This window comes from Paraglaciecola chathamensis S18K6 (assembly GCA_000314955.1).
Taxonomy (GTDB): domain Bacteria; phylum Pseudomonadota; class Gammaproteobacteria; order Enterobacterales; family Alteromonadaceae; genus Paraglaciecola; species Paraglaciecola chathamensis.
This window is the reverse complement of record BAEM01000004.1, coordinates 40,969-66,172: the sequence shown is the minus strand read 5'-3', so window position 1 is coordinate 66,172 and position 25,204 is coordinate 40,969. Positions and strand designations below refer to the sequence as shown.

The window sequence follows — 25,204 nt, the reverse complement described above, 5'->3', positions numbered from 1 at the left end:
TTGAACGGACGAATTCTCAGTTTATCAGAAAGTCGTGCTTGGCTGATATAACTTATGTGTTTCTATATATCGACGCACCTTAGGATCGAGCATGTCGTCGGTCGGTTGCTTATCTTCGATACGCTGACGTATTTCACTAGAGGATATCGCTAGCTCAGGGGTGTCAGCGAGAAATATTTTACCATTTAATGCATTATGAAGGGCATTATTTGTCGATACTTGGCGCTGTGCTAGCAAATGGGTTAGCTCTTCACTCAGTGGTTTTTTACTACCTGGGCGGCAGCAGACCACAAAATGGCAATAATCGAATAGCGCTTGCCATTCATTCCAGCTCAAAAGTGAGTGCAATGAGTCCATACCGATAAAAAAGCACAAGGGGTGCTTCGGATACTCTTTCCGAAGTGCTCGTAGCGTATGGATCGTATATGAGGGGGTATCGCTGTGGATCTCACGCTCATCGATGTAAAGTTGTGGGTATTGTTCAATCGCCAATTTTAACATGGCTAAGCGATGCCGGCTGGCACTTGGCGCATGGGCTTTGTGAACCGGAATATGGCAAGGCAGCATAGCCACAGATTGCACTGCGGCTTGGCGCGCGGCTACGATAACGGGTTGAGTATGGCCATAATGCACGGGATCAAAAGTCCCGCCAAAGATGCCTAATGCAGGTCGTAAAATGTTCAATTTAGTGCAAAGTTCTCTAAAGACATGGGAATAAAAAGCAAACACAAATGACATAGTTCAACATAAGGACGCTCGACTTGGGATTGTTTGAGTGCGCAGTCCATGACGTTAAGCTTGTGCTGTAGCTGTTGTAAATGAACAGGAGACAAGCGTTGCAAGGCAGATAAATACAACCCTTGACGATTTTTCCAGATCCTGTGTTGATTCCAGTTTATGCTTTGCCCTGCTGTTTTATTAGCTTGCAGGGCAGATAGGGTTTGCCATTCTCGGGTTAATGCCCACAAAACGATGTTTGGTTCAACACCTTCGCTTTCAAGCCGATAGAGCATTTTTACCGACTTTTGACTATCGCCTGCAAGCAATACATCTATTAGCTGAAAGACGTTGTATCTGGATTGATCAACCACTGCTTGTTCAACCTGTTCTAAGGTCGGGTTACCGTTAGGGTAGAGTAAACACAGTTTTTCGATCTCTTGGCTAGCCGCCAGCAGATTACCTTCACAGTATTCAGCGAGTAAACGACTTATGTCAGAAGAAGCGTTCAGGCCTTGGGTACGCATTTGCTCTGTTAACCACTGGTGCAGCGCATTCCCTTCTAATGGGTAGCATGGAACATAGCTACCTTGTTTATCTAGCGCTTTAAACCATTTACTGTTTTGAACGTCTTTGCCAATTTTCGCCCCGTGAATAACCAACAAAATGTCTGGATTATTTTGCGTGCTAAGCTCAGTGAGTATTTTACTGCCTTGGGTACCTGGTTTACCTGTAGGCAACTCGAGCTCAATATACTGACGAGACGAAAATAGCGATAACGTTTGCGTTGCTTCGAGTAAGGTTAGCCAATCGAATTGGGCGTCAGCCACCAAGGTTTGACGCTCGTCAAACCCTTGGGCAAGGGCTATCTCTCGTATCTGATTAATCGCGGTTAGCTTTTGTTGGGGTTCGTCACCAAATATTAAGTAAAAGGGCTGTAACCCTTTATTTAACGAAGCGGCAAAACGATTCGGATAAACTTGCATTAGGGAGTAACGAGCGCCGAATTAGATAATGTATGTTGGGCAATAGATATTTGATGGATAATACGAATTGCTGCTTGCTTGCGCATTTCAGATAGCACGAGTTCGAGTTCACGAGACTTTGCTAATACGGCGTCGGGATCGTCCTGATACTCGCGTTTGATATCAAATTCCAATAATTGTGCATCACTGTTAGCAAACTGAAGTTCGTAGCGTACCGTGTAGATTAATTCGTACTCAGCCACTTGCCCTGTGCTGAACAACGATAACAGGCGTCTGTCGAGTTCATCGCTCAGCAGGTATATGTTGGTAACATCAGAATTACCTTCAACGCTGGCATCAATTACATCTACGTCGTATGGCTTTAATTCATTGCGAAGTGCGCGCTCAAGTGCTGAGTGTGCCTCGGCTGAGCCTACTCTCAATTGAGAGACACTTGCTGGTAGCTCATAATTGCCACGCAATGAAAAACCGCAGCCACTGATAATAACACTACATAATAAACAGATGATGAGGTTTCGCATTGCGTTTTTCACTCGTTAATTTGCCACGATATTAAGCAATTTGCCGGCAATATAAATGACCTTGCGTATGGTTTTACCCTCAACAAATTGCTGTACATTTTCTTGTGCTAATCCAAGTGCTTGTACTTCATCTTGGCTTGCATCAGCAGCAACTGTAATTTTAGAGCGTACCTTTCCGTTCACTTGCACGATGATCAGTTTTTCGTCTTCTACTAACGCAGATTCGTCAACCTCAGGCCAAGCTGCGGTTTCGATATCTGTAGTATGCCCAAGGTCATGCCACAACACATGGCACATATGCGGTGCGATGGGGTTTAGTAATAACACCACTGACTCAATGGCCTCATGCATAACAGCTTTGTCTTGTGCGCTGTCCTGAGGGGCTTTTTGTAAACTGTTAAGTAGCTCCATAATGGCTGCTACTGCAGTGTTAAACGTTTGGCGTCGACCCACATCATCTGTGACTTTAGCAATCGTACGATGCACAGCACGGCGCAATGTTTTTTGCTCGCTAGTCAGGGCGGCCTTGTCAATCGCAGGTGCCGCTTCACCATTAAGCACGTCAATATGATCTTGAGTGAGTTTCCACACACGCTTTATAAAACGGTTAGCGCCTTCAACACCAGAATCGACCCATTCTAATGTTTGCTCAGGCGGCGCCGCGAACATAGTGAATACCCGTATGGTATCTGCACCGTATAAATCGATAACATGCTGAGGATCGATACCGTTATTTTTCGACTTCGACATTTTGGTCATGCCGCCGTGTTCAACAGGTTTTCCGTCACTGCGCAGTGTGGCTAGCGTAATTCGGCCTTTTTCGTCTTTTTCTGTGTCGACATCCGCTGGTGAGAACCATTCTTTTTTGCCGTTCTCATCTTCTCTGTAGAATGAATCAGCCAGTACCATACCTTGGCATAGCAAGCGCTTATAAGGCTCGTCAGAGCTAACTAAGCCTTCATCACGAAGCAGTTTGTGGAAAAAACGTGAATACAACAAATGTAAGATAGCATGCTCAATACCGCCGATGTACTGATCTACTGGTAGCCAGTAATTAGCTTGGGCCGGGTCGAGCATGGCATCTTGATTTTGTGCGCTGCAATAGCGGGCGTAATACCAAGATGACTCCATGAAGGTATCGAACGTATCTGTTTCACGCTGAGCTGGCTGACCATTATATTCGGTCTTCGCCCATTCAGGGTCTGCTTTAATGGGGGAAATAACGCCGTTCATTTGTACATCTTCAGGCAATTCAACCGGAAGCTGATCGCTTGGAACAGGAACAGATTCACCGTTCTCAAGATTAAGCATGGGGATAGGAGAACCCCAGTAACGCTGCCGAGATACGCCCCAATCACGCAAGCGATAATTCACTTTCTTACAGCCGGAACCTAGAGCTTCTAGTTTGGCAGCAATGGCGTCAAATGCCTCTTGAAAGGCCAATCCATTAAATTCTCCAGAGTTAACTAATACGCCTTTTTCTGTGTAAGCGGCTGTGGTGAGGTCGCACTCTTGCGGGTCATCTGCATTGGGCTCTACTACCTGCGTAATAGGCAGACTGTATTTTTGTGCAAATTCCCAGTCGCGTTGATCGTGACCCGGAACAGACATCACCGCGCCAGAGCCATAACCCATCAATACAAAGTTGGCGACCCAAACGGCTACTTTTTCACCTGTTAATGGGTGAATAGCAAATAAACCGGTATCGCAGCCTTTTTTCTCCATGGTGGCAAGCTCAGCTTCAGCCACTTTGGTGTTTTTGCATGATACGATAAACTCGGCTAATTCTGGGCGAGTTTGTGCTGCATGTAACGCTAGGGGATGCTGCGCTGCAACGGCGACGTATGTCACGCCGTAGAGTGTGTCAGGGCGCGTGGTGTAAACATCAAAACTGCTGATATCCGCTGCAGACTCACTCAGGTTAAATGTGATATCTACGCCTTCTGAGCGACCAATCCAGTTTTTCTGCATGGCACGCACTTGTTCAGGCCAATCTTCTAATTGTTCAAGGTCAGTCAACAATTCTTCAGCGTAGTCAGTGATTTTAATAAACCACTGAGGGATCTCTTTTTGCTCGACTAAGGCACCTGAACGCCAACCTCGACCATCAATAACTTGCTCGTTCGCTAAAACAGTATGATCAACTGGATCCCAGTTAACCGTAGAGTTTTTCTTGTAGACCAGACCTTTTTCATAAAGACGGGTGAAGAACCATTGTTCCCAGCGGTAGTATTCTTTCTTACAGGTGGCAACCTCACGGTCCCAGTCATAACCAAAACCAAGAGATTTTAACTGGTTTTTCATGTAATCGATGTTTTGATAGGTCCATTTGGCTGGGGCGGTATTGTTGTTCAGCGCCGCATTTTCTGCAGGTAAACCAAAGGCATCCCAACCCATAGGCTGTAATACGTTTTTGCCATTCATACGTTGAAAACGACTAACAACATCACCTATGGTGTAATTACGCACATGACCCATGTGCAAGCGCCCACTTGGATAAGGGAACATAGACAAGCAGTAGAATTTCTCTTTATCTTCTTGTTCTGTTGCTTTAAAAGTTTGATTGGTTTCCCAAAGCGCTTGTACCTCTTGTTCTATTTTCTGAGGTTCGTAAATTTTTTCGGCCATTAAAAAGAGTTTCCGCGAAGATAAGGTGTATGAAATAAGATAGCCGGTAAGAATACCCTAACGGTTTGCTGGGTCACAATAGCTGAACTGGGATTTAACGATATTTATCGTAAAAAATAATGACTTAAGGGATAAATCTTTCCTTTAGTCAGGATTTGTAGGTTTAATGTATTCGGCTAACGCCATTAATTGGCTGTTCTGCACCCTATCCACAATAGGCGCTAATTCAGTAAAGTTGCCTTCGATAACCCCATGGGCTTGATAGGTTAAGACGAGTTTGGTGCGGTTATTTTGTGCTGTTAACTGCCATGTAAGAGCCCCATAAATGCCCATTCCTTGCAGTGGCCCTAAGCCACCTGTCATGCGTAATATGTGATTAACCTCAACGAAACTAATGCGCATATGCTCGGCAGAGTTCTCACCTGCAGTCTCGCAGAAGCAACCACCTGCCACAGGGCGTAAAGTCAAGGTCCCCTTGTTGCCCCACCATGTATGATCTTTTGGCCACCAATAATCAATGTCGCTCACCAGTGCTGCCCAAACCTGTTTTGCCGGTGCGTTAATAAGCACGGTGTTTTCAAGCGTAAAGCCGTGCTCGTTTAACTGCTTAACGCTGGCATGGCTAGAGAATGAAAAAGATAACCCAAGGCTAAGAATGTAAATAAACTTTTTAATGTGAGTAAAGTGAAGCATGCTATTCCTGTTTTTTGTTATTATATTAACATTGGATATCAGCTTATTAATCAATATGCTAATGCGCAATGTTATGTGCTAAAGCGCAACCTAATGAGTTTATCAATTACGTTATTCACCTCAAACGAGAATTTCGCGACGAGCAGGTGCTAGTTCACTTGCTCTTAAAAGGACAAAGCCAGCTAACCATGCATCTTAAATACGCCTTGAGTTTAAAAGAAATTACCGCCAAGCCTAGTCGACGATTAATTAACCACGCCCTGAAAGATGACAACGCTATGCAGGCTACCTTTATAGGTCAAGCACGTGCACGAGAAGCTTTGGATTTCGGGCTGGGTATTAATGCAAAGGGTTACAATCTTTATGTGATGGGCGAACAAGCCACAGGTAGATTTACCTTGGTGCACGAATATATCGCTAAATACGTACAAAAAGTACTTACCCCAGATGATTGGTGTTATATCAATAATTTCGAAGATGAGCGTGAGCCTTTTGCTTTACGTCTTCCTCCTGGGGAAAGTAAGCAACTGGTAAAAGAGATGGAAAAGTTAATTGATGAATTACTTGATACCTTTCCGGCCGCCTTTGATAACCCAGGCTACCAGCGCAAAAAAGTCACTATCACCCGTGAGTTTGATCAACGCTATGATCACGCCATTGATTCTGTAGAACAACTTGCTCAGGCGCAAAATGTCGCGTTATATGAAGATAATGGCAATATTAGCTTTTCGCCCATAGTGGATGGTAAACCAATCAATGATGCGGACTTTGCTAAGCTGAGCGACGACCAGCGTCAGAATTACTATCAACTTATCGATGAGTTGGAAAACCGCCTGAGTGAAGCGTTATTAGAATTACCTAAATGGAAACGTGCCTCATCAGAACAGCTCAGGCGGCTGAAAAAAGACACAGCAGAGCAGGGAATAAAACCCCTGCTAAAAGCCCTAGAGCATCAATATGCATCGGATTTAGGGATTTTAAAGTTCTTACGCCAGCTCAAGCCGCATTTGGTTGAAACCATAGTAGAAATACTGGCGGATGATAAAAAAGACGAGAAACACGACGAATATGACCGTCGCTCTGTACTTGAAGAACAGTACCTGCCTAACATTTTGGTCAGTCATGAGTTAGAAAGCGGCGCACCTGTTATATACGAACCTAACCCGACACATCAAAATTTATTCGGGCGTGTTGAATACACCAATGTTTCAGGCTCTGTGTTTACTAACTACAGGATGATTCGCCCCGGTGCCTTACACCGAGCAAATGGCGGTTATTTACTGCTGGATGTGGATAAGCTGATTTTACAGCCTTACGCATGGGAAACCTTAAAGTTAGTGCTCAAGTCAGGGCATCTTAAAATGGATTTACCTCAACCCGATGTCGGCATGGTGAATTCTATTACCCTTAACCCTCAGCAAATACCCATCAACGTTAAGGTTGTGCTGCTTGGCTCCCGTGAGCTTTATTACAACCTGCAAGATTTTGACGATGAGTTTTATGAGATGTTTAGGGTATTGGTGGATTTTGACCATGAAATTCAATTAGACAAACAAACCCTGTATGACTTTGTTGGGCGCGTACGACATCAAGTGTCACAACTAGGGTTAAACAGTATTTCGCCTAAGGCAATGTACCGACTAGTGGAATACAGCCTGCGCATGGCTGAACATCAACAACGTTTATCGGCGCGCTTCTCGGATGTTATTGAGTTGCTTAACGAGAGTTTATATTTCTGTCGCCAAAAGCAAGAGCTAGATTTAGATGTGACGCATATTGAAGCAGCATTAAGCGCTAAAACGAGGCGCACGGGCCGGGTAAGCGAAGCGGTGCTTGATGATATTAAGCAAGGGCAAATTCTGATAGCCACTGAAGGCGTAGACGTTGGTAAAGTCAACGGTCTCACTGTACTGGAAGTCGGTGATAGCTTATTTGGTACACCTGCCCGGATTACCTCCACCGTCTACGCTGGGGCGAATGGCGTTGTGGATATAGAGCGTGAAGTAGAATTGGGCCAACCGATTCACTCTAAAGGAGTCATGCTGTTAACCGGCTATTTAGGCCACAAATATGCGCAGTTATTCCCCCTGACGTTATCGGCGAATATTGCAATAGAACAATCATATGGTCACATAGATGGTGACAGCGCTTCTTTGGCTGAATTAGTTGCTCTTATATCCGCACTTACTAACATTCCGACTCGTCAAGATTTAGCCATAACCGGCTCTATCAATCAGTATGGGCAAGTACAATCTGTTGGTGGGGTAAATGAAAAAATTGAAGGTTTTTTCAAGTTATGTCAGCACAGAGGGCTAACCGGCACCCAAGGAGCGATAATTCCCAAGTCGAATCAGATATCACTGATGTTAGATAAAGAAGTGGTAGCTGCGGTTAAACTTGGCAAGTTTCATATTTGTGTTGTTGAAACTGTTGACCAAGCGCTAGAGCTGTTGATGAATAAAGAGGTAGGCGTAATGAATGCCAAAGGACGCTACCCCAAAGGGACAATTAATTATATGGCGGTCAGCAGTTTGTTGAATATCGCCAATGTAGTGAACGGCGCTGATGAAGACTGATGCCAATTCCAATAAATAAAGCGCAATTATGCCATCACGACAGCAAATCTGATTTCACCAAGAAGATGATCTGATAGACTGCGGCAAATTTACCGTTCACAAGAGATAAAAGATGCAAATAGAAAAAGACACAGTTGTTCAATTTAAGTACACCATTACAGAGTTAGATGGCACCGAACTGGAAAGCAACCGTGATGCAGAGCCTGTCGCGTATCTTCACGGCCACGACAATATGATGCCAGGGGTTGAAGCTGCACTTGCAGGGAAAAACGTTGGCGACAGTTTTACGGTAGAACTAGAGCCAGCACAAACCTATGGTGAAATACGCGAGAACGCTGAGCAGCGTATTCCGGCTAAACACCTGCAGGACGAAAAAGGAACCAAAAAATGGAAGGCTGGTATGACCGCAGTGGTGAACACTGAGCAAGGTCAACGAGAAGTCACTGTCATAAAAGTGGGAAAATTTATGGTGACAGTAGATTTAAACCACCCAATGGCGGGTAAAACGCTGAATTTCGCGCTAGAGGTTATTGATGTTCGCCAAGCCACACCTGAAGAAATTCAGCATGGTCACGCGCATGGGGTAGGTGGTCACCACCACTAAGTGAGAGCTACTCAGGTGGCTAGCAGATAAATCATAATGCGGCCCACCGAACCCGTATCAAAGCCGAATATTCTTCGCTTTGTTACGGGGCGGATTAGGCAGCAACGCTATTTACGTGGCAACTCGATCTTTTTCTCGTCACTTTGACGAAATAATACCAAGGTGTGGCCAATCGTTTGTAACTTCTCAGCGTTTGTTTCACGGATAATGGCATCCATTATTAAAGCTTTCTCTTCTCTGTCGTCAGTGGGGACTTTAACTTTAATGAGTTCATGATGGCTAAGTGCGCCTTCAATTTCAGCCAATACGCCTTCGGTTAATCCATTTGCGCCAAGTTGAACCACTGGCTTAAGTGAATGTGCGAGGCCTTTTAGGTGTTGTTTTTGCTTATTTGATAGAGTCATTGAGTAATATTTCTTACAATTATATTGAATGTGAACAGTTGAAAAGAAGTATTCTAGCGCCATCTTCCAAGTATTCCTAATGACAAACGAAGCCAATGGGTAAAAATAAGCAATCTGAAAGCAGTAAACGCTGGTTAAAAGAACACTTTGACGATAAATATGTCATTCAGGCAAAAAAACAAGGCCTTCGTTCTCGGGCAGTGTTTAAGCTTGAAGAAATTCAAGCAAAGGACAGCCTGATAAAGCCTGGGATGACGGTTGTCGATTTAGGTGCTGCGCCAGGGGGCTGGTCGCAGTATGCAGTAAAACAGGTCGGAGAGAGCGGGCATGTTATCGCCTGCGATATTTTGGCTATGGACCCTCTACCTGGCGTTGATTTCCTTATGGGGGATTTTCGAGAGGAAGCAGTACTTGACACTTTATTGAACAAAATTGGTGGCAAGAACGTAGATGTTGTTATGTCTGATATGGCGCCGAACATGACAGGCAATGACACGGCAGACCAAGCAAAATCGATGTATTTAGTCGAACTTTCACTGGATATGTGCCGGCAAGTATTGAAGAAAAACGGTAGTTACACCGTAAAGGTTTTTATGGGTGAAGGTTTTGACCAATTCTTTAATGAGGTCAAAAGTGCCTTCAAAGTAGTCAAAACACGTAAACCTGATTCATCTCGTGCGCGGTCAAGAGAGGTTTATCTGGTAGCGACGGGCTTTAAATTATAGTAGTCTCAGGCGTGAGATTCGCAACAAAATTGAAATAACAGAGGTCAACAACTTGAGCGACATGGCAAAAAATTTAATCCTATGGTTGGTCATAGCTGTCGTTTTGATGTCAGTCTTCCAGAGTTTTTCTCCGGGAGAGTCATCAAAGGTACAAACGGATTACACAACGTTTCTTAAAGAAGCCAATCAAGGGCAAATCCGTGAGGTGCGTATTGATAGTGAATCACGTGAAATAAAGGGCACGAAGCGGTCAGGGGAAAGTTTCTCTACGTACATCCCATATTTTGACGACCAACTTATTTCAGATTTGGTAAAACAAGACGTAAAAATTCTTGGAGAACCACCTGAAGAACCGTCATTACTGACCTCTATCTTCATTTCTTGGTTTCCTATGTTGTTGCTTATTGGGGTATGGATTTTCTTCATGCGTCAAATGCAAGGCGGCGGCGGTGGTCGTGGTGCCATGTCGTTTGGTAAGAGTAAAGCGCGCCTGATGGGCGAAGACCAAATCAAAACGACTTTTGCTGACGTGGCAGGTTGTGACGAAGCAAAAGAAGATGTGTCTGAGTTAGTCGACTTCTTGCGTGACCCAAGTAAATTCCAAAAACTAGGCGGCCGTATTCCTACTGGTGTGCTTATGGTGGGTCCTCCTGGTACAGGTAAAACTTTGTTAGCCAAAGCAATTGCCGGTGAAGCAAAAGTGCCGTTTTTCTCGATTTCAGGTTCTGACTTTGTTGAAATGTTCGTGGGTGTCGGTGCATCTCGTGTACGTGATATGTTCGAGCAAGCTAAGAAAGCGGCACCTTGTATTATATTCATCGATGAAATCGATGCTGTTGGTCGCCAACGTGGTGCCGGCATGGGCGGTGGGCATGATGAACGTGAACAAACGTTGAACCAAATGTTGGTGGAAATGGATGGTTTTGGTGGAAACGAAGGTATTATCGTTATTGCTGCAACCAACCGCCCTGACGTACTTGACCCTGCGCTATTGCGTCCAGGTCGTTTTGACCGTCAAGTACACGTTGGTTTGCCTGACATTCGCGGTCGTGAGCAAATTTTAAAAGTACACATGCGTAAAGTGCCGTTAGGGGACAACGTTGAACCCTCTTATATTGCACGAGGCACACCTGGTTTCTCAGGAGCTGATTTAGCAAACTTGGTTAACGAAGCTGCTTTGTTTGCTGCAAGAAGTGGTAAGCGCACTGTATCGATGGAAGAGTTTGATAAAGCCAAAGATAAAATCATGATGGGCTCTGAGCGCAAAAACATGGTGATGTCAGAGGAAGAAAAGACCAATACGGCATACCACGAAGCTGGTCACGCCATTGTGGGCCGGTTAGTCCCTGAGCATGATCCGGTTTATAAAGTGTCTATTATTCCACGTGGTCGCGCGTTAGGTGTAACTATGTACCTGCCGGAGCAAGACAGATACAGCCACAGTAAGCAGCATCTTGAAAGCATGATTTCAAGCTTGTTTGGTGGTCGAATCGCTGAAGCGCTCACTTTAGGTGAAGACCGAGTCACCACAGGTGCATCAAACGATATCGAACGTGCTACCGATATAGCGCGCAAGATGGTAACACAATGGGGCTTATCGACTAAAATGGGGCCAATGCTTTACGCTGAAGAAGAGGGCGAAGTGTTCCTTGGTCGCAGCATGGCGAAATCTAAGCATATGTCTGATGACACCGCTCGTGCAATTGATGCCGAAGTGAAATCATTAATTGATAGAAACTATTCACGCGCTGAAAAAATATTGACCGATAACATCGATATTTTGCACGCAATGAAAGATTGCTTGATGAAATATGAAACCATTGATGCGAAACAAATTGATGATTTGATGGCGCGTACAGATGTTCGTCCTCCAGCTGATTGGATTGAAGATTCTAAAAATGACAATACTCCGCCAACCGGTGGTGCGTCAGTCAGTGATGAACCTAAAGATGATTCGAGCGACAAGAAAGAGACCAAAAAATCTGACCCTACGGTTGGAAAACCGGGCGATGCAACTAACTAATTAAATTAGTAGTGAATACAACGCTTTGTTGAGTAATCAGCAAAGCGTTTTTTTTCAGCTCCACTTAGGTGTTCAAAGCCCAACAATGAATTTTCTTCATAAAACACTAAATTTAGATAGCCCCAAGGTCATGGGGATCCTCAATGTCACGCCTGATTCATTTTCAGATGGCGGACGCTTCTCAACAGTCAGTAATGCTATTAATCACGCCCAAGAAATGATTGCATCAGGCGCCGATTTTATCGACGTAGGTGGAGAGTCCACGCGCCCAGGTGCAGACGATGTTACTGAGCAGGAGGAGCTCGACAGAGTCGTGCCCGTTATTGAGGCCCTTCATGCCCGCTTTGATACGGTAATCTCTATCGATACCAGTAAGCCTGCAGTGATGAAAGCTGCGGTAGATGCAGGGGCAGGGCTTATTAATGATGTTAGAGCGTTCCAGGCACCAGGGGCATTAAAGGTAGCCGCTCATGCACAGGTATCAGTGTGTTTAATGCATATGCGTGGTCAACCGCGTAGCATGCAGGATGCTCCTCATTACGATGATGTACAGACTGACGTGCATGACTTTTTGCATGCTCGAGCGCAAGCGTGTATTCAAGCGGGTATTCACAAAGATCAAATTTTGATAGATCCAGGCTTTGGATTTGGAAAAAGTTTAGCGCATAATTATCAGTTGCTTGCGCAGTTAGAAGCGTTACACCTATTGGGCTACCCATTACTTGTTGGGATGTCGAGAAAGTCAATGATAGGCCAGTTGCTAAACCGAACCACGGATGAGCGACTAGCAGGGAGCGTAGCATTGGCGACGATTGCAGCGCTTAAAGGCGCGCAAATCATACGTGTACATGATGTAAAAGAAACAGTTGATGCAGTCAAAATTGTGTCTATGTTACAAAAGGAAAATAATAATGAGTGACAGAAAGTATTTCGGAACCGACGGTATTCGCGGAAAAGTCGGTGAGAACCTAATTAATCCAGAGTTCGTTATGAAGCTCGGATGGGCTGCTGGTAAAGTGCTAGCTGGCAGTGGCACAAACAAAGTCATCATAGGTAAGGATACGCGTATATCAGGTTACATGCTGGAGTCAGCATTAGAATCAGGCTTATCAGCTGCCGGCATTAATATCGGCTTACTTGGCCCTATGCCTACGCCAGCGATTGCCTATTTAACTAAAACGTTTCGCTCTGAAGCAGGGATCGTGATCAGTGCATCTCATAACCCGTATTATGATAACGGCATCAAGTTTTTCTCTGCTGATGGCACTAAATTAGACGATGATATAGAGCTGGCGATCGAAGCCGAAATGGACAAGCCAATGCAATGCGTCGCATCAGATAAACTGGGTAAAGCGGTACGTATCGCCGATGCTGCTGGCCGTTATATTGAGTTTTGTAAGGGTAATTTCCCGTCAAACTTATCCTTGAAAGGCCTGAAAATCGTGGTCGATTGCGCCCATGGCGCGACATATCACATTGCACCTAATGTGCTGAGTGAGCTAGGTGCAGAAGTCATTGAAATAGGCACTGAGCCTGATGGCTTAAATATCAATCGCAAGGTAGGGGCTACCTCTATGAAAGCGATTGTAGATAGTGTTATCAAAAACAAAGCGGATCTTGGTTTCGCCTTAGATGGTGACGGCGATAGAATTATGCTCGTTGACCACCATGGTAACGTTATCGACGGTGATCAAATTGTCTATATTATCGCACGTGACGCCCTTAAATCTGGCAAGTTAAATGGTGGAGTGGTCGGCACTGTAATGAGTAACTTAGGCCTAGAAGTCGCATTAAGTACACTCGGTGTTCCTTTTGAACGAAGCAAAGTCGGTGACAGATATGTACTTGAATTGCTGCGTCAAAAAGGTTGGTCAATTGGCGGTGAAGGATCTGGGCATGTACTAAACCTCGATGCAGCGTCTACTGGTGATGGTATTGTTGCTGGGTTGCAAGTACTGGCCGCGATGATTAATGCCAATATGACATTAAACGAATTAAGCCGGGGTATGACCAAATTCCCACAAACGCTGATTAATGTGCGCTTTAACGAAGGAGACACTCCGTTGTCTGCTGAAGCGGTTAACAACAGTGTACTTGAAGCTGAAGCTGCATTGGGCGAACGGGGCAGGGTGCTACTGCGTAAAAGTGGTACTGAACCTTTGATACGCGTCATGGTTGAAGCTAACGATGCTGCTGACTCACGCAAGTGGGCAGAGCATATTGCAGATGCTGTGCGCAAAGCAACTGGGCAATAAAACAGCAATATTAAATAACTGACGCGATTTACTGAATAAAGTCGTTAAATTTCAATTCTTCTACTTGTATATTAGTAGCAGGTTGGTTAATATCTCGCGCGCTTTTCACTGGCGCTACAGGAGTTAGGATGCAAACGAATAACCGTCGACCCATAGTCGCAGGTAATTGGAAGATGAACGGAAATCTTGCCTTAATAAAGCAAGTTGAAAAATTGTTTTCCAACGCAGATATATCTCATGTAGATGTTGTAGTGTGCCCACCTTTTCCCTACTTAGGTGGATTCAATGACAGTAACTTTGCCTTAGGTGGGCAAAATATTAGTCATTTTGAATCTGGTGCGCATACCGGCGAAACTGCCGTCAGCATGTTGAAAGAAATGAATTGCCAATATGTTATATTGGGACATTCAGAACGACGAGCTGATAACAACGAGTCGAACGAATTGGTTGCCGATAAAGTTGAGTTGGCGTTAGCGCACAAGCTCATCCCTTTATTTTGTATAGGTGAGCCAGAAGATATTCGTGAAAGTGGTCAGTTATTTGATTTTATTGGGGCACAAATTGATGCCGTGATAAACAAAGTGGGTATTGCGGCATTTAACGATATTGTCATTGCTTATGAGCCGATTTGGGCTATAGGAACAGGCAAAACTGCAAGCCCAGAACAAGCACAAGAAGTGCATGCATTTATTCGTCAACATTTGGCTAAGCAAGATAGTAATATCGCTAACCAATGCGTGATTTTATATGGTGGAAGTGTCAAGGGCAGTAATGCTGTTGAACTGTTTTCACAACCTGATGTTGATGGTGGATTGATTGGCGGCGCCAGTTTAAATCCAGAAGATTTTTTAAGCATTTGCTTAGCAGCAAAGCGATAGAGGCGACAGATGTTTTACGAAGTATTAATTGTAGTGTATTTGATAGTAGCGATTATGTTGATCGGCTTTGTTCTTATTCAACAGGGCAAAGGCGCGGACATGGGCGCGTCGTTTGGTAGTGGCGGTTCTAACACAGTGTTTGGGTCAACCGGCTCTGGTAACTTCTTAACTCGCACTACCGCAATATTAGCTACGTTTTTCTTCGTGATTAGCTTAATTTTAGGGAATCAAACTGCAGATAAAGAAAAAGCAGTTGATGACTGGCAAAATATTGAAGTGCCTGTTTTAGATGAGCCTGCTCAATCTACTCCAGCGCCTGTTGAATCTGATGTACCCGTTACAACATCAGATGCACCTGCGAGCGACGTACCTCAAAGCTAAAAGTATTACCACGCGGATGTGGTGGAATTGGTAGACACGCAGCCTTGAGGGGGCTGTGGCTTAGGCCGTGGGAGTTCGAGTCTCCCCATCCGCACCATATTATTAAAAGGGCTGTAACGAGAGTTACAGCCCTTTTTTGTTTATCTTGCCATTGTTTTCACAGTCGGGTTGTTGTCACTGATGAGTCAAATTAGCCTACAAAACATTTCAACAGTTTTAGAAAGCATAACGAACCGATTTCGCTTGCCTCCACTATCTGCTGAATTTGCCGTGGGAGAATTTGTGGCCATTGTGGGACCTTCTGGTGTAGGAAAGTCAACCTTACTCAGGCTCATAGCAGGGCTGGAGACATTGACGCAAGGCGCGATATTGTTTGACTCCCAGCGCGTTGATCACTTGGCGAGTCAGCAACGCAATGTGGGAATGGTTTTTCAAAACTATGCTTTATTTCCGCATTTAAGCGTGGCCGATAACTTAGGTTATGCCTTGTACGCAGAAAAGGTTCAGCGTTCGAAGATTAAACACGCAGTAGAGCAGGTTGCCGAGCGCTTAGCGATTGAAGATCTGTTGGCACGGTTCCCTCGGCAGTTATCTGGCGGTCAACGCCAGCGTGTCGCAATTGGTCGAGCCATGCTGTCATCGCCCCAAGTATTCCTATTCGACGAGCCTTTTTCTAACCTTGACCCAACTTTAAGAGTGCAAATGCGTCACCAGCTCAAAGAGCTGCACGAAAATTTGGCCACCACCACATTGTTTGTGACCCATGATCAGCACGAAGCTATGGCGTTAGCACAGCGTATTATGCTACTCAGTCAGCGCGGTATTGAACAATTTGATACGCCTGAAAACCTGTATCGTTATCCGAAAAATTTATACGTTGCTCGTTTCTTTGGGGAGCCGAAAATCAATGTCTTTGATGGCCTAGCAGATGGGCAGGGGGTGCGGTTAATCAATCAGGTAGAATACCAGCTGAGATGCAAGCTACCTGAAGCCTTACACCATAAAACACTCATCGTAGGAATACGACCAAGAGCATTTTGTGTTTCGTTAGATTTTATTGCTCATGGGTTAAGCATGCAGGTGAGTAGAGTTGAATATTTAGGGGATACTCAATACCTGTATCTCGCTCCCTACGATGCCCCTCAGAGCATAAACAGCAGCACACATGACAGCGATGATTCGCAGTCAGTGGTGGTGGTAGATAACCGTTCAATAAGTATAGGCCAGCGAGTGTACTTGACGTTCGCGCTAGAAGACATATTGCTATTTGATGAAAACCAAGAGCGTATTTCCCTGTAAATTACGGTAACGGTTAAATGAGTTACACGTTTTTTTAGGGGATCTTGCTTTATTTAATGGAGTTGGTATTAAAGACCTCTCATAAATCTATTTAGCGCTAAATAGCCTGTTATTGCTAGACAATGCAACACCGCTAGGCACAAAAGAGCGTTATCGAGAAGTTCGGCCTATCCAGTTTTCAGGTTAAATATAATCCTGATAAATCAATCGCCTATTCTTTGCTAACTAGACTTGCAATCAAGCCTAAAATCCGTACAATACGGCGTCCTTTTATCTAGCGGAGAATCGTTAGGTAGTTAAAAAGGACATAAGTTAACGTTAACGCTACAACGAGTTTGAGGCAAATATGGTTACTATTCGTTTACAGCGTGGTGGCGCGAAAAAGCGTCCATTTTATCAAGTAGTGGTTGCTGACAGCCGTCGTTCACGCGATGGTCGTTTTATTGAAAACATTGGTTTCTTTAATCCTACAGCACAAGGTCAAGAAGAGCGTTTGCGTCTTGATCTAGACCGCGTAGAGCATTGGGTAGGAAATGGCGCTGGCCTTTCTGACCGTGTTGCTCGCTTGGTTAAAGATGCACAAAAAGCAGCTGCTTAATTGCAATTGCGAAGCAAGATTGAGGTATAAATGAGTCACGCGTCTGACACATTAGTGATTGGCAAAATCGGTGCACCTTACGGTGTTAAAGGTTGGGTCAAGATCACATCATATACCGATGAATTAGACGGTATCTTCAGTTATACCCCTTGGCTTGTGGGCCAAGAAGGGAATACTAAAGAGATCGTCGTTGACCAATGGCGAACCCACAATAAGGGATTGGTTGCCAAACTGGTTGGGGTTGAAACACGAGATGATGCTGAAAGTATCAAAAATCTCGATATTTCAATTAAAGCTCAACAGCTACCTCAGTTAGATGGTGATGAATTTTATTGGAGAGAGTTAGTCGGCATGCAGGTAGTAACCGAACAGGGTTATAACTTAGGTGTCGTGAAAGAATTATTCGAAACGGGTGCGAATGACGTTATGTTAATCAAAGCCAATTTGAAAGATGCTTTCGGTCAAAAAGAACGCATGGTGCCTTATTTAATCGACCAAGTCGTTAAGCAAGTGGACCGTGAGGCAAAAACCATTCAGGTTGACTGGGATCCGAGCTTTTAATGAGTTCAGATACACAGCGTTGGTTTGGGGTAGTCAGTCTGTTTCCAGAAATGTTTCAGACTTTTACCGAACAGGGCGTAACAGGGCGAGCTGTAAAAAGCGGTAAGTTGAAAGTAGATTTCTTTAATCCAAGAGATTTTACTCACGACAAACATCGTACTGTAGACGACCGACCATACGGTGGTGGTCCCGGAATGCTGATGATGGTTCAGCCGTTATTAGACGCTATTCGTGCAGCAAAACAGGCTGCCGAGAAAAAAACTAAGGTGATTTATCTCTCACCTCAAGGGAAAACGTTAACTCAACGTGGTGTGAAGCAGCTTTCTGAAAATGAAAGTGTGATTCTAGTCGCCGGTCGCTACGAAGGTATCGACGAGAGAGTAATAGAAGCTGAAATAGACGAAGAATGGTCTGTTGGTGACTATATCCTCAGTGGTGGTGAACTACCTGCGATGATCTTAATGGATGCGGTCGCAAGACTGGTACCCGGTGTATTAGGGCATGCACAATCTGCCGAGCAAGATTCGTTTAGCGACGGTTTGCTAGATTGTCCGCACTATACCCGACCAGAAAACTTGAACGGTCAATCAGTTCCTTCTGTGTTGTTGAGTGGTGATCACCAAAAAATCAAACAGTGGCGTGAAAAACAGTCGCTAGGTAGAACCTGGCAACGACGCCCTGAATTATTAAACGACCTAGCTCTGACTGAGGAGCAGCAACGTTTGTTAGATGAATATCAGCAAGAGTTGTTGCAGCAAAATGGCAGTTATTCTGGGATGAGAGGATATGATGAGTAAAGTCAATCAAGATATCATCAAGCGCATTGAAGAAGCTCAGTTAAAAACTGATGTTCCTGCATTTGGCCCTGGTGATACAGTTGTTGTTCAAGTACGCGTTAAAGAAGGCGAGAAAGAGCGTCTTCAGGCATACGAAGGCGTTGTAATCGCTAAACGTAACCGTGGCCTACACTCTGCTTTTACAGTTCGTAAGATTTCTAGCGGCGAAGGTGTTGAGCGTACGTTCCAAACCCACAGCCCTGCAATTAGTTCAATTGCTGTGAAACGTCGTGGCGATGTTCGTCGTGCTAAGCTTTATTACTTGCGTGACCGTTCAGGTCGTTCTGCACGTATCAAAGAAAAGCTTAACTAATATTAATTTTGCGTTACCGTTAACTTATAAAAAAGCCCGCATCTTGCGGGCTTTTTACTGTCTGCTCAACTGGTATAACTCACCACTTCCGCTTCGATACTTTCACTGAGCATAAAATAAAAGCGTCTTCCTGGTTCATAATCACCGTGGTTAAAGGTTTTAAAGCCAAGGGCGATGACTGCTTTTTCTACAGCATCTAATTCATTGACCAAAACCCCGAGGTGATTCACTTTGCCTAGGTTACGGTGATCTAAGTCAGCGTCTACCGGGCGCTTCGGTTTATACAAGGCTAAATAAGCGGTCTCAGAGCCCACATGCACAGTGTAGCCGTCATCCTTTGCTGGTCCTGACCAGCGAATATGCCAGTTGAATAATTGGCAAAGTACTTCGGCGGTTTTGTCCGGATTATTGACGGTTAAATTAACGTGTTCAAACATAGCTGGACGCATAATATTTCCTTTTTTATTGACTGGATTATTGTATGGCGACAGCTTAATATCTAAAGTGAACTTTAGATCAACAAGAAATTTAAATTTTTATGTCTCAAGAGCCATTAGTGAGTATCGGTTTTGTGGCAAAGCGCACTGGGAATGCCGTTTCCTTGATACGCTATTATGCAAATCAACAGCTCATTCCTTTTATACGCACGCAAGGTGGTAGTCGGGTGTTCCCTCGGTCGGTGATCCGCCGAGTCTCTTTTATCCTTATTGCGCAAAATATGGGCTATAGCTTGGATGAAATACGCCAACTTTTGCATACGCTGCCCGACAAGCGAACGCCGACAAAGTCCGATTGGGCGAAACTAAGCCGCGTTTTTAATCAGCGGATTGAACAGCGCATTGCACAGTTAAATGAACTTAAATCTTCATTGGCGGGGTGTATTGGGTGTGGCTGTCTGTCTTTAGATAAATGTCGCCTGTACAATAAAGAAGATAAAATGGCAGTAAAAGGGCCGGGGGCGAGATATTTACTTGGCGACACGCCTATCTTGCACAAATAGCGCTCTAAAAAACATAAAATTAACGACACAAGGGCAGAACAAGTTGGCTGTAAAGCAAAGTAAAACCACGCGAAAAAGTGCTACTCAAAAAAGGTCCTTCCATGCATCCGCGTAACCTACACCACAGCGGCTATCCTATGGTCAAATTGTGCCAAAGTTACCCAGCGCTGCGTGCGCATCTCATTAGTGCAAAAAGTGGCCAGCAAAGTATTGATTTCGCTAACGCCGATTCTGTTAAAGCGCTGAATGCGGCTTTGCTTATACACTACTACGGGATGAGCATGTGGGACATACCAGCGGGTTACTTATGCCCACCTGTGCCAGGGCGGGCAGATTATATACATGGCATAGCGGACCTCTTATCAGCGGAAAATAATGGGAAAACGCCTACCGGAAGCAAAATTAATGGGCTAGATGTAGGAGTGGGAGCCAACGCAATTTACCCCATTATTGGCAGTCATACGTACGGCTGGCGTTTTGTTGGCAGTGATATTGACGATGTAGCGTTAAGCTGTGCAAACACACTCATTGATAATAACTCAAGGTTGAAACCGCTGTTGGCAGTGCGTAAACAGCACAGCAAAGATAATATTTTTGCTGGGATCATTCAGCCGGATGAACATTTTACCTTTAGTTTGTGCAACCCGCCATTTCATAAATCTGCGCGAGATGCTGCCACGGGGAGCCAGCGCAAGATGTCAGGACTTGAGCGCAGTAAGCAAAAACTTAGCAGGAAAGGCAAAACGTCAGCTGCACAGGGAAGTAAACTGAACTTTGCAGGGCAAAACAATGAACTTTGGTGCGAAGGGGGAGAGCTCGCGTTTATACAACGTATGATCAGCCAAAGCGTGGATGTTCAACAGCAAGTGGACTGGTTTACCTGTTTAGTGTCAAAAAGCGCACATTTAAAAGCGATTGAAACCAGCGTGAAATACGTTGGAGCGAAAAAGTTTATTAAAGTCGATATGGGTCAAGGGCAAAAAATAAGTCGTTTTGTGGCATGGACTTTTAAGGATAATAAAGCGCAAGTTAGCGAATAGTAACGCAAAGCAGAGCAGAGCAAAGCAAAGCCGTAAGTGCTGAGTCTAACGAGAAACTTCTTTTAAAACTGTGCAGTGCAAGCAGGAGACAAATGGAAAAGTTAAGCGAAAAAGAAAAAATGCTGCGAGGAGAACTGTATTTTCCGAGTAATAAAGTATTACAGCAGGATAGAGCGATAGCAAAGGCGGCTTGCCAGCAGTTTAATCAAGCGCCTGAAGCCCAGCGTAAGTCAGCCATGAAAGCTTTGCAGAGCCTGTTTGCTGAATCACCTAATGCTTGGATAGAGCCGACGTTTTACTGTGACTATGGATACAATATCCGCATGGGGCGAAATTTCTATGCTAACCACAATGTGGTTATTTTAGATGCTGCACCCGTTACCTTTGGCGATGATGTAATGCTTGCCCCTGGTGTGTTGCTTTCCACTGCTTCGCATCCCCTTGATGCGAAAAGACGCAATAAAGGACTGGAAACAGCAAGGCCCATTACCATTGGCAACAGTGTGTGGATTGGTATGGGAGCAAAAATTTTAGATGGGGTCACCATAGGGGACAACGCCGTTATCGCAGCGGGTGCTGTGGTCAACAAAGATGTAGCGGCAGATACTGTGGTCGCTGGCGTGCCGGCTGTGGTTATTCGCCAAATTGACAACACATCAACCGTTAGTACTAGTGTCGAATAACAACGCGCGATTAAGTGATCCATTAGCCATTCTTCAAGGGGGAAAAAGCACACCGTCGCTGCTTGTCACCCTTGAATCTTTGTTACTTAGGCATCCTACTGGCGTGAGTGAATATGATTTACTCAGGTGTTTACAAAGGGTTTATAAGCAGCGTGCTCAGCAGCTAGGCGAGGTGATAAACGCGTCGCCAAGGGATCTATTTTCTTCATTAAAGCTGAATGACTCATTAAGCTTATTTCAAACTCATTTCGTATTATTCAATGGGCTGTATCAGTTAAGGCAAATTTGGCGAAAAGAGCATATTGGGGATATCGATATTCATACCCTCAATATTTTACCTTTGCCGTACAATGAGCAAGCGACTGGCAGCGGGCTGACCAACAGCGACCCATTAGCTGTGTATTATCTAGACTGGAATAATTTAATTGGCACCTCAGCTGCGAACGTGGATAGCTTACTCAGCAGTTTTTGGCAGCATTTCTACGCAGCTGAGAACGGCCTGGGTGCATATGCGAAGGTCAATCAAAAACAGCTTGAAGAGAGTTACACTCTACTTGAAGTTGTGTTTAACGCTCCGTTAAAAGACGTTAAACGTCAATATCTAAGGTTAATTCATCAGTATCACCCCGATAAAGGGGGAGATACCGAGGCTGCGCAATCCTTACAGGCAGCTAATACCATTCCACGTTAATAAGTGATGACTCAGCGAGAGTTTAAAAGGGCTTAAACAAGGCGCATGACTGAATGAATAGTTGTTCTCTTTCGAAGTCATGCAACGCAGTGTAAGCCCTTTTAAAACTCGCCTGCAAGGAATGCCCCAGCGGCTTTTGCTCTGCGTTCTCACTATTTGAAAGGGAACAACCATTACTGCATAGCGACGCCTTAATCAAAAACCGCTGGACGCATTCTGAGACGGTCACTTATTAATGCGGATTGGTATTACGCCTATATATGCCAAAATAGACGTTTACCTGCCATAAAAAGCCCTGCTAAGCAGGGCTTGGTGCGAAGTCGGTAAACAATTACTGTTCTTTCATCGCTTTTAACTGTTCCTCTGAAAGCAATCCTCGGCGCTCAAGTAACGGCCATACTTTAGGATCTTGTCCTCTAAAACGACGATACATAATCATAGGATCCTCTGTGCCGCCAGTTTCAAGCACATGCTCACGATAGCCGTTGGCAGTATCTTGATCGAAGATACCGTTTTGGCTAAACACTTGCCACGTATCGGCGTCATAAATATTTGACCAGATGTAGCCGTAATAACCAGACGCATATCCGCCAGCAAAGATATGTGAGAAGTAACCCGTACGATATCTAGGGGTTATTTCAGGTATTAAGCCAATCTCGTCCATGGCTGCTTTTTCGAACGCGTCAGCATCCTGCTCGGTGGCGGTTTCAAGGGTATGCCACTTCATATCCAATAACGCGGCCGCCATGTATTCAGTCGTGGCAAAGCCTTGGTTGAATTTACCTGCCGCTTGAATCTTGTCGATTAACGCCTTTGGGATCACCTCGCCTGTTTGATAATGCTTAGCAAACTGAGCTAACACTTCAGGCTCCATCATCCAGTTTTCCATAACCTGTGACGGATATTCTACGTAATCGCGAGGTAAAGAAGTACCAGTCTGAGATTGATAGTAACCGTCTGACAGCAAGCCTTGAATGGCATGACCAAATTCATGGAACAAAGTAGATGCTTGGTCAAACGTCAGTAGAACCGGCGCATCTCCCACGGGACGAGGGTAGTTCAGCACATTATAAATGATGGGTTTAACATTCTCGCCAAACATTTTTTGTTGCTTACGGTAAGAGTTCATCCATGCACCGCCACGCTTACTTTCACGCACGTAGTAGTCGGTCATGTATACGCCAATACTTTCCCCACCTTTATCGAATACTTCAAAAGTGCGTACATCTGGGTGGTATTTAGGAATATCGTCGCGCTCTTTGAACGTGACGCCCCATAGTTTTTCGGCGGTGTAAAAAACACCTTCTCGTGTAGCATCAAGAGAAAAATACGGCTTAGTCTGCTCTGCATCTAGGTCGTAACGGGCTTTGCGGATTTTTTCAGCGTAATACCACCAGTCATAGGCGGCTAGGGTAAAGTCGCCACCTTCAGCATCAATCATATCCTGCATATCGGCTGCTTCTTTTTTCGCTTGGGCTAAGGCCGCAGGCCAAACTTGGTCAAGTAAGCCATATACATTTTCAGGGGTTTTGGCCATAGCCTTTTCGAGTACGAAATTCGCGTAGGTTTTATACCCAAGCAACTGCGCTTTTTGATAACGCAATGAAGCAATTTTAGACGCTAGCTTTTTATTGTCGTTTGCGTTGTCATTGTCACCACGCTGAATATAACCCTCGTACAAAGCCTTACGTAATTCACGATTTTCAGCATAGGTTAAAAACGGGTTTTTACTTGGGCGGTGGGTGGTAAATACCCATTTACCGTCGTGGCCGCGTTCGGTAGCAGTCACGGCGGCAGCGGCAATAATATCGTCAGGTAACCCTGCTAGGTCTTCTTTGTTGTCGATAACCAACTCAAATGCGTTAGTTTCAGCGAGTAAGTTTTCGCCAAACTGCACAGATAATTTGGACAATTGGCCGTTCAAGTCACGCAGTGTCGCTTTATCTGCATCATTTAAATTAGCGCCACCACGCACAAATGACTGGTAGCTATCGTCGAGAAGCGTTTGCTGGTCAGCACGTAAATCCAGTTGATCTTTTTGTTCATATACGGCTTTTACGCGAGAAAATAGCTTGGCATTAAGATAAATGTCATCATTTAAGGCAGATAAACGAGGGGACATTTTTTTGGCAATGCTCTGCATTTCTTTAGAGGTATCGGTACCGTTTAGTGCATAAAAAACCGTGGTTACATGATTCAGTGCTTGGCCTGATTTTTCCATGGCTTCGATGGTATTTTCAAATGTTGGGGTTTCAGTTGAATTGGCAATGTCATCGATTTGTTGTTTGTTTTTCGCTATGGCGAATTCAAATGCAGGCTCGTAGTGTTCAATTTTTATTTTGGAAAATTCAGGCACGCCAAATGGGGTACTTGATTGGGTTAATAGAGGGTTAGTGTTGACGATATCGTTTGTCTGTTGGGCTGTTTCTTGCTGGGTAATTTTTTGCTGGTCTGTGTTTGTGTTACTTGTGCTGTCAGGTTGACACGCAGCAAGCATAACAGCCATCGCAATTGGGCTGAGTACTGCTTTTTTCATAAAGATCCCTGAGTTAAATACTTTGACGACTATATTGTCGTTCGATGTTGTTTATTGTGATGTTACTTACCTGCGAGGATAATGCGCGGGTAATACTAAAGACTATCGCGATCTGCTACATGACCGCAAATTTGTTGACCTATACTGTGGTAGGCAAAGTGTAAGCGTTGATGTGCAGCGATGGGCGTTGATGTGCAGCCATCAGCGTTAATGTCCAGCTATAAGCGTTGCTGATGATAGTGTCTTTTTAGCGGGT

At 44.6% G+C, this 25,204-nt stretch carries 25 protein-coding genes and 1 tRNA gene; 18 read left to right on the top strand and 8 right to left on the bottom strand.

Annotated features, from left to right (window positions below; translation table 11 throughout):
• Positions 1 to 24 precede the first annotated feature (24 nt).
• The 5 genes from nadD to GCHA_RS00935 form a co-directional block, all read right to left on the bottom strand.
• Complete coding sequence (nadD, locus tag GCHA_RS00955; RefSeq protein ID WP_013754121.1) at positions 25 to 684, bottom strand: nicotinate-nucleotide adenylyltransferase; 660 nt, start codon at positions 682 to 684, stop codon at positions 25 to 27.
• Positions 681 to 1,703 (bottom strand): DNA polymerase III subunit delta, encoded by a 1,023-nt coding sequence (holA, locus tag GCHA_RS00950; RefSeq protein WP_007984088.1) that lies wholly within the window; start codon positions 1,701 to 1,703, stop codon positions 681 to 683. The genes nadD and holA overlap by 4 nt, the downstream gene beginning before the upstream one ends.
• Complete coding sequence (locus GCHA_RS00945) at positions 1,703 to 2,224, bottom strand: LPS-assembly lipoprotein LptE (RefSeq protein WP_007984087.1); 522 nt, start codon at positions 2,222 to 2,224, stop codon at positions 1,703 to 1,705. The genes holA and GCHA_RS00945 overlap by 1 nt, the downstream gene beginning before the upstream one ends.
• Before the next feature lie 15 nt (positions 2,225 to 2,239).
• The gene (leuS, locus tag GCHA_RS00940) at positions 2,240 to 4,852 is read right to left on the bottom strand and encodes a leucine--tRNA ligase (protein ID WP_007984086.1); all 2,613 of its coding nucleotides are present in this window, start codon (positions 4,850 to 4,852) and stop codon (positions 2,240 to 2,242) included.
• 144 nt (positions 4,853 to 4,996) lie between these two features.
• Positions 4,997 to 5,545, bottom strand: a complete 549-nt coding sequence (locus GCHA_RS00935) for an SRPBCC family protein (protein ID WP_007984085.1) — start codon at positions 5,543 to 5,545, stop codon at positions 4,997 to 4,999.
• A gap of 188 nt (positions 5,546 to 5,733) precedes the next feature.
• On the opposite strand from GCHA_RS00935, the gene GCHA_RS00930 reads away from it, so the two are divergent.
• Complete coding sequence (locus GCHA_RS00930) at positions 5,734 to 8,121, top strand: Lon protease family protein (protein WP_039991920.1); 2,388 nt, start codon at positions 5,734 to 5,736, stop codon at positions 8,119 to 8,121.
• Between the two features lie 112 nt (positions 8,122 to 8,233).
• A complete protein-coding gene (locus GCHA_RS00925) occupies positions 8,234 to 8,725 on the top strand; it encodes an FKBP-type peptidyl-prolyl cis-trans isomerase (protein WP_007984083.1) in 492 nt (163 codons plus the stop codon).
• A 107-nt stretch (positions 8,726 to 8,832) separates the two neighbouring features.
• Here GCHA_RS00925 and yhbY read toward each other — a convergent pair whose 3' ends face one another.
• Positions 8,833 to 9,129, bottom strand: coding sequence for a ribosome assembly RNA-binding protein YhbY (gene yhbY, locus GCHA_RS00920; RefSeq protein WP_007984082.1), 297 nt, complete (start codon positions 9,127 to 9,129; stop codon positions 8,833 to 8,835).
• A gap of 95 nt (positions 9,130 to 9,224) precedes the next feature.
• Between yhbY and rlmE the strand changes: the two genes are divergently transcribed.
• From rlmE to rplS, 12 genes are all read left to right on the top strand, one after another.
• Positions 9,225 to 9,854: a 23S rRNA (uridine(2552)-2'-O)-methyltransferase RlmE gene (gene rlmE, locus GCHA_RS00915; protein ID WP_007984081.1), complete on the top strand. Its 630-nt coding sequence runs from the start codon at positions 9,225 to 9,227 to the stop codon at positions 9,852 to 9,854.
• A gap of 52 nt (positions 9,855 to 9,906) precedes the next feature.
• Positions 9,907 to 11,877, top strand: a complete 1,971-nt coding sequence (gene ftsH / locus GCHA_RS00910) for an ATP-dependent zinc metalloprotease FtsH (protein ID WP_013754114.1) — start codon at positions 9,907 to 9,909, stop codon at positions 11,875 to 11,877.
• Positions 11,878 to 11,962: 85 nt separating this feature from the next.
• On the top strand, positions 11,963 to 12,796 hold the full coding sequence (gene folP / locus GCHA_RS00905; RefSeq protein ID WP_007984079.1) for a dihydropteroate synthase: 834 nt from the start codon (positions 11,963 to 11,965) through the stop codon (positions 12,794 to 12,796).
• Positions 12,789 to 14,132, top strand: a complete 1,344-nt coding sequence (gene glmM, locus GCHA_RS00900) for a phosphoglucosamine mutase (RefSeq protein WP_007984078.1) — start codon at positions 12,789 to 12,791, stop codon at positions 14,130 to 14,132. The genes folP and glmM overlap by 8 nt, the downstream gene beginning before the upstream one ends.
• 128 nt (positions 14,133 to 14,260) lie before the next feature.
• Entirely contained in the window at positions 14,261 to 15,010 is a 750-nt protein-coding gene (gene tpiA / locus GCHA_RS00895; protein ID WP_007984076.1) for a triose-phosphate isomerase, read from the top strand.
• Between the two features lie 9 nt (positions 15,011 to 15,019).
• Complete coding sequence (secG, locus tag GCHA_RS00890; protein ID WP_007984075.1) at positions 15,020 to 15,391, top strand: preprotein translocase subunit SecG; 372 nt, start codon at positions 15,020 to 15,022, stop codon at positions 15,389 to 15,391.
• A gap of 12 nt (positions 15,392 to 15,403) precedes the next feature.
• A tRNA-Leu gene (locus tag GCHA_RS00885) sits at positions 15,404 to 15,488 on the top strand.
• Positions 15,489 to 15,634: 146 nt separating this feature from the next.
• Positions 15,635 to 16,690, top strand: a complete 1,056-nt coding sequence (locus GCHA_RS00880) for an ABC transporter ATP-binding protein (protein ID WP_229816491.1) — start codon at positions 15,635 to 15,637, stop codon at positions 16,688 to 16,690.
• Positions 16,691 to 17,036: 346 nt separating this feature from the next.
• Entirely contained in the window at positions 17,037 to 17,288 is a 252-nt protein-coding gene (gene rpsP, locus GCHA_RS00875; RefSeq protein WP_006994621.1) for a 30S ribosomal protein S16, read from the top strand.
• A 30-nt stretch (positions 17,289 to 17,318) separates the two neighbouring features.
• Positions 17,319 to 17,849, top strand: coding sequence for a ribosome maturation factor RimM (gene rimM / locus GCHA_RS00870; RefSeq protein WP_007984073.1), 531 nt, complete (start codon positions 17,319 to 17,321; stop codon positions 17,847 to 17,849).
• Positions 17,849 to 18,646, top strand: a complete 798-nt coding sequence (trmD, locus tag GCHA_RS00865) for a tRNA (guanosine(37)-N1)-methyltransferase TrmD (protein WP_007984072.1) — start codon at positions 17,849 to 17,851, stop codon at positions 18,644 to 18,646. The genes rimM and trmD overlap by 1 nt, the downstream gene beginning before the upstream one ends.
• On the top strand, positions 18,639 to 18,998 hold the full coding sequence (gene rplS, locus GCHA_RS00860; RefSeq protein ID WP_007984071.1) for a 50S ribosomal protein L19: 360 nt from the start codon (positions 18,639 to 18,641) through the stop codon (positions 18,996 to 18,998). The genes trmD and rplS overlap by 8 nt, the downstream gene beginning before the upstream one ends.
• A 65-nt stretch (positions 18,999 to 19,063) precedes the next feature.
• Here the strand turns inward: rplS and GCHA_RS00855 are convergent, their stop codons facing one another.
• A complete protein-coding gene (locus tag GCHA_RS00855; protein WP_007984070.1) occupies positions 19,064 to 19,447 on the bottom strand; it encodes a VOC family protein in 384 nt (127 codons plus the stop codon).
• 89 nt (positions 19,448 to 19,536) lie between these two features.
• Here GCHA_RS00855 and soxR point away from each other — a divergent pair, with 89 nt between their 5' ends.
• The 4 genes from soxR (at position 19,537) to GCHA_RS00835 (ending at position 22,412) form a co-directional block, all read left to right on the top strand.
• Positions 19,537 to 19,998: a redox-sensitive transcriptional activator SoxR gene (gene soxR, locus GCHA_RS00850; RefSeq protein WP_007984069.1), complete on the top strand. Its 462-nt coding sequence runs from the start codon at positions 19,537 to 19,539 to the stop codon at positions 19,996 to 19,998.
• Positions 19,999 to 20,099: 101 nt separating this feature from the next.
• On the top strand, positions 20,100 to 21,038 hold the full coding sequence (gene rlmF / locus GCHA_RS00845) for a 23S rRNA (adenine(1618)-N(6))-methyltransferase RlmF (RefSeq protein WP_007984068.1): 939 nt from the start codon (positions 20,100 to 20,102) through the stop codon (positions 21,036 to 21,038).
• A gap of 92 nt (positions 21,039 to 21,130) precedes the next feature.
• Positions 21,131 to 21,721, top strand: coding sequence for a sugar O-acetyltransferase (locus GCHA_RS00840; RefSeq protein ID WP_007984067.1), 591 nt, complete (start codon positions 21,131 to 21,133; stop codon positions 21,719 to 21,721).
• Complete coding sequence (locus GCHA_RS00835; RefSeq protein ID WP_007984066.1) at positions 21,684 to 22,412, top strand: DNA-J related domain-containing protein; 729 nt, start codon at positions 21,684 to 21,686, stop codon at positions 22,410 to 22,412. The genes GCHA_RS00840 and GCHA_RS00835 overlap by 38 nt, the downstream gene beginning before the upstream one ends.
• A 331-nt stretch (positions 22,413 to 22,743) precedes the next feature.
• Here GCHA_RS00835 and GCHA_RS00830 read toward each other — a convergent pair whose 3' ends face one another.
• Complete coding sequence (locus tag GCHA_RS00830; RefSeq protein ID WP_007984065.1) at positions 22,744 to 24,948, bottom strand: M3 family metallopeptidase; 2,205 nt, start codon at positions 24,946 to 24,948, stop codon at positions 22,744 to 22,746.
• Positions 24,949 to 25,204 lie beyond the last annotated feature (256 nt).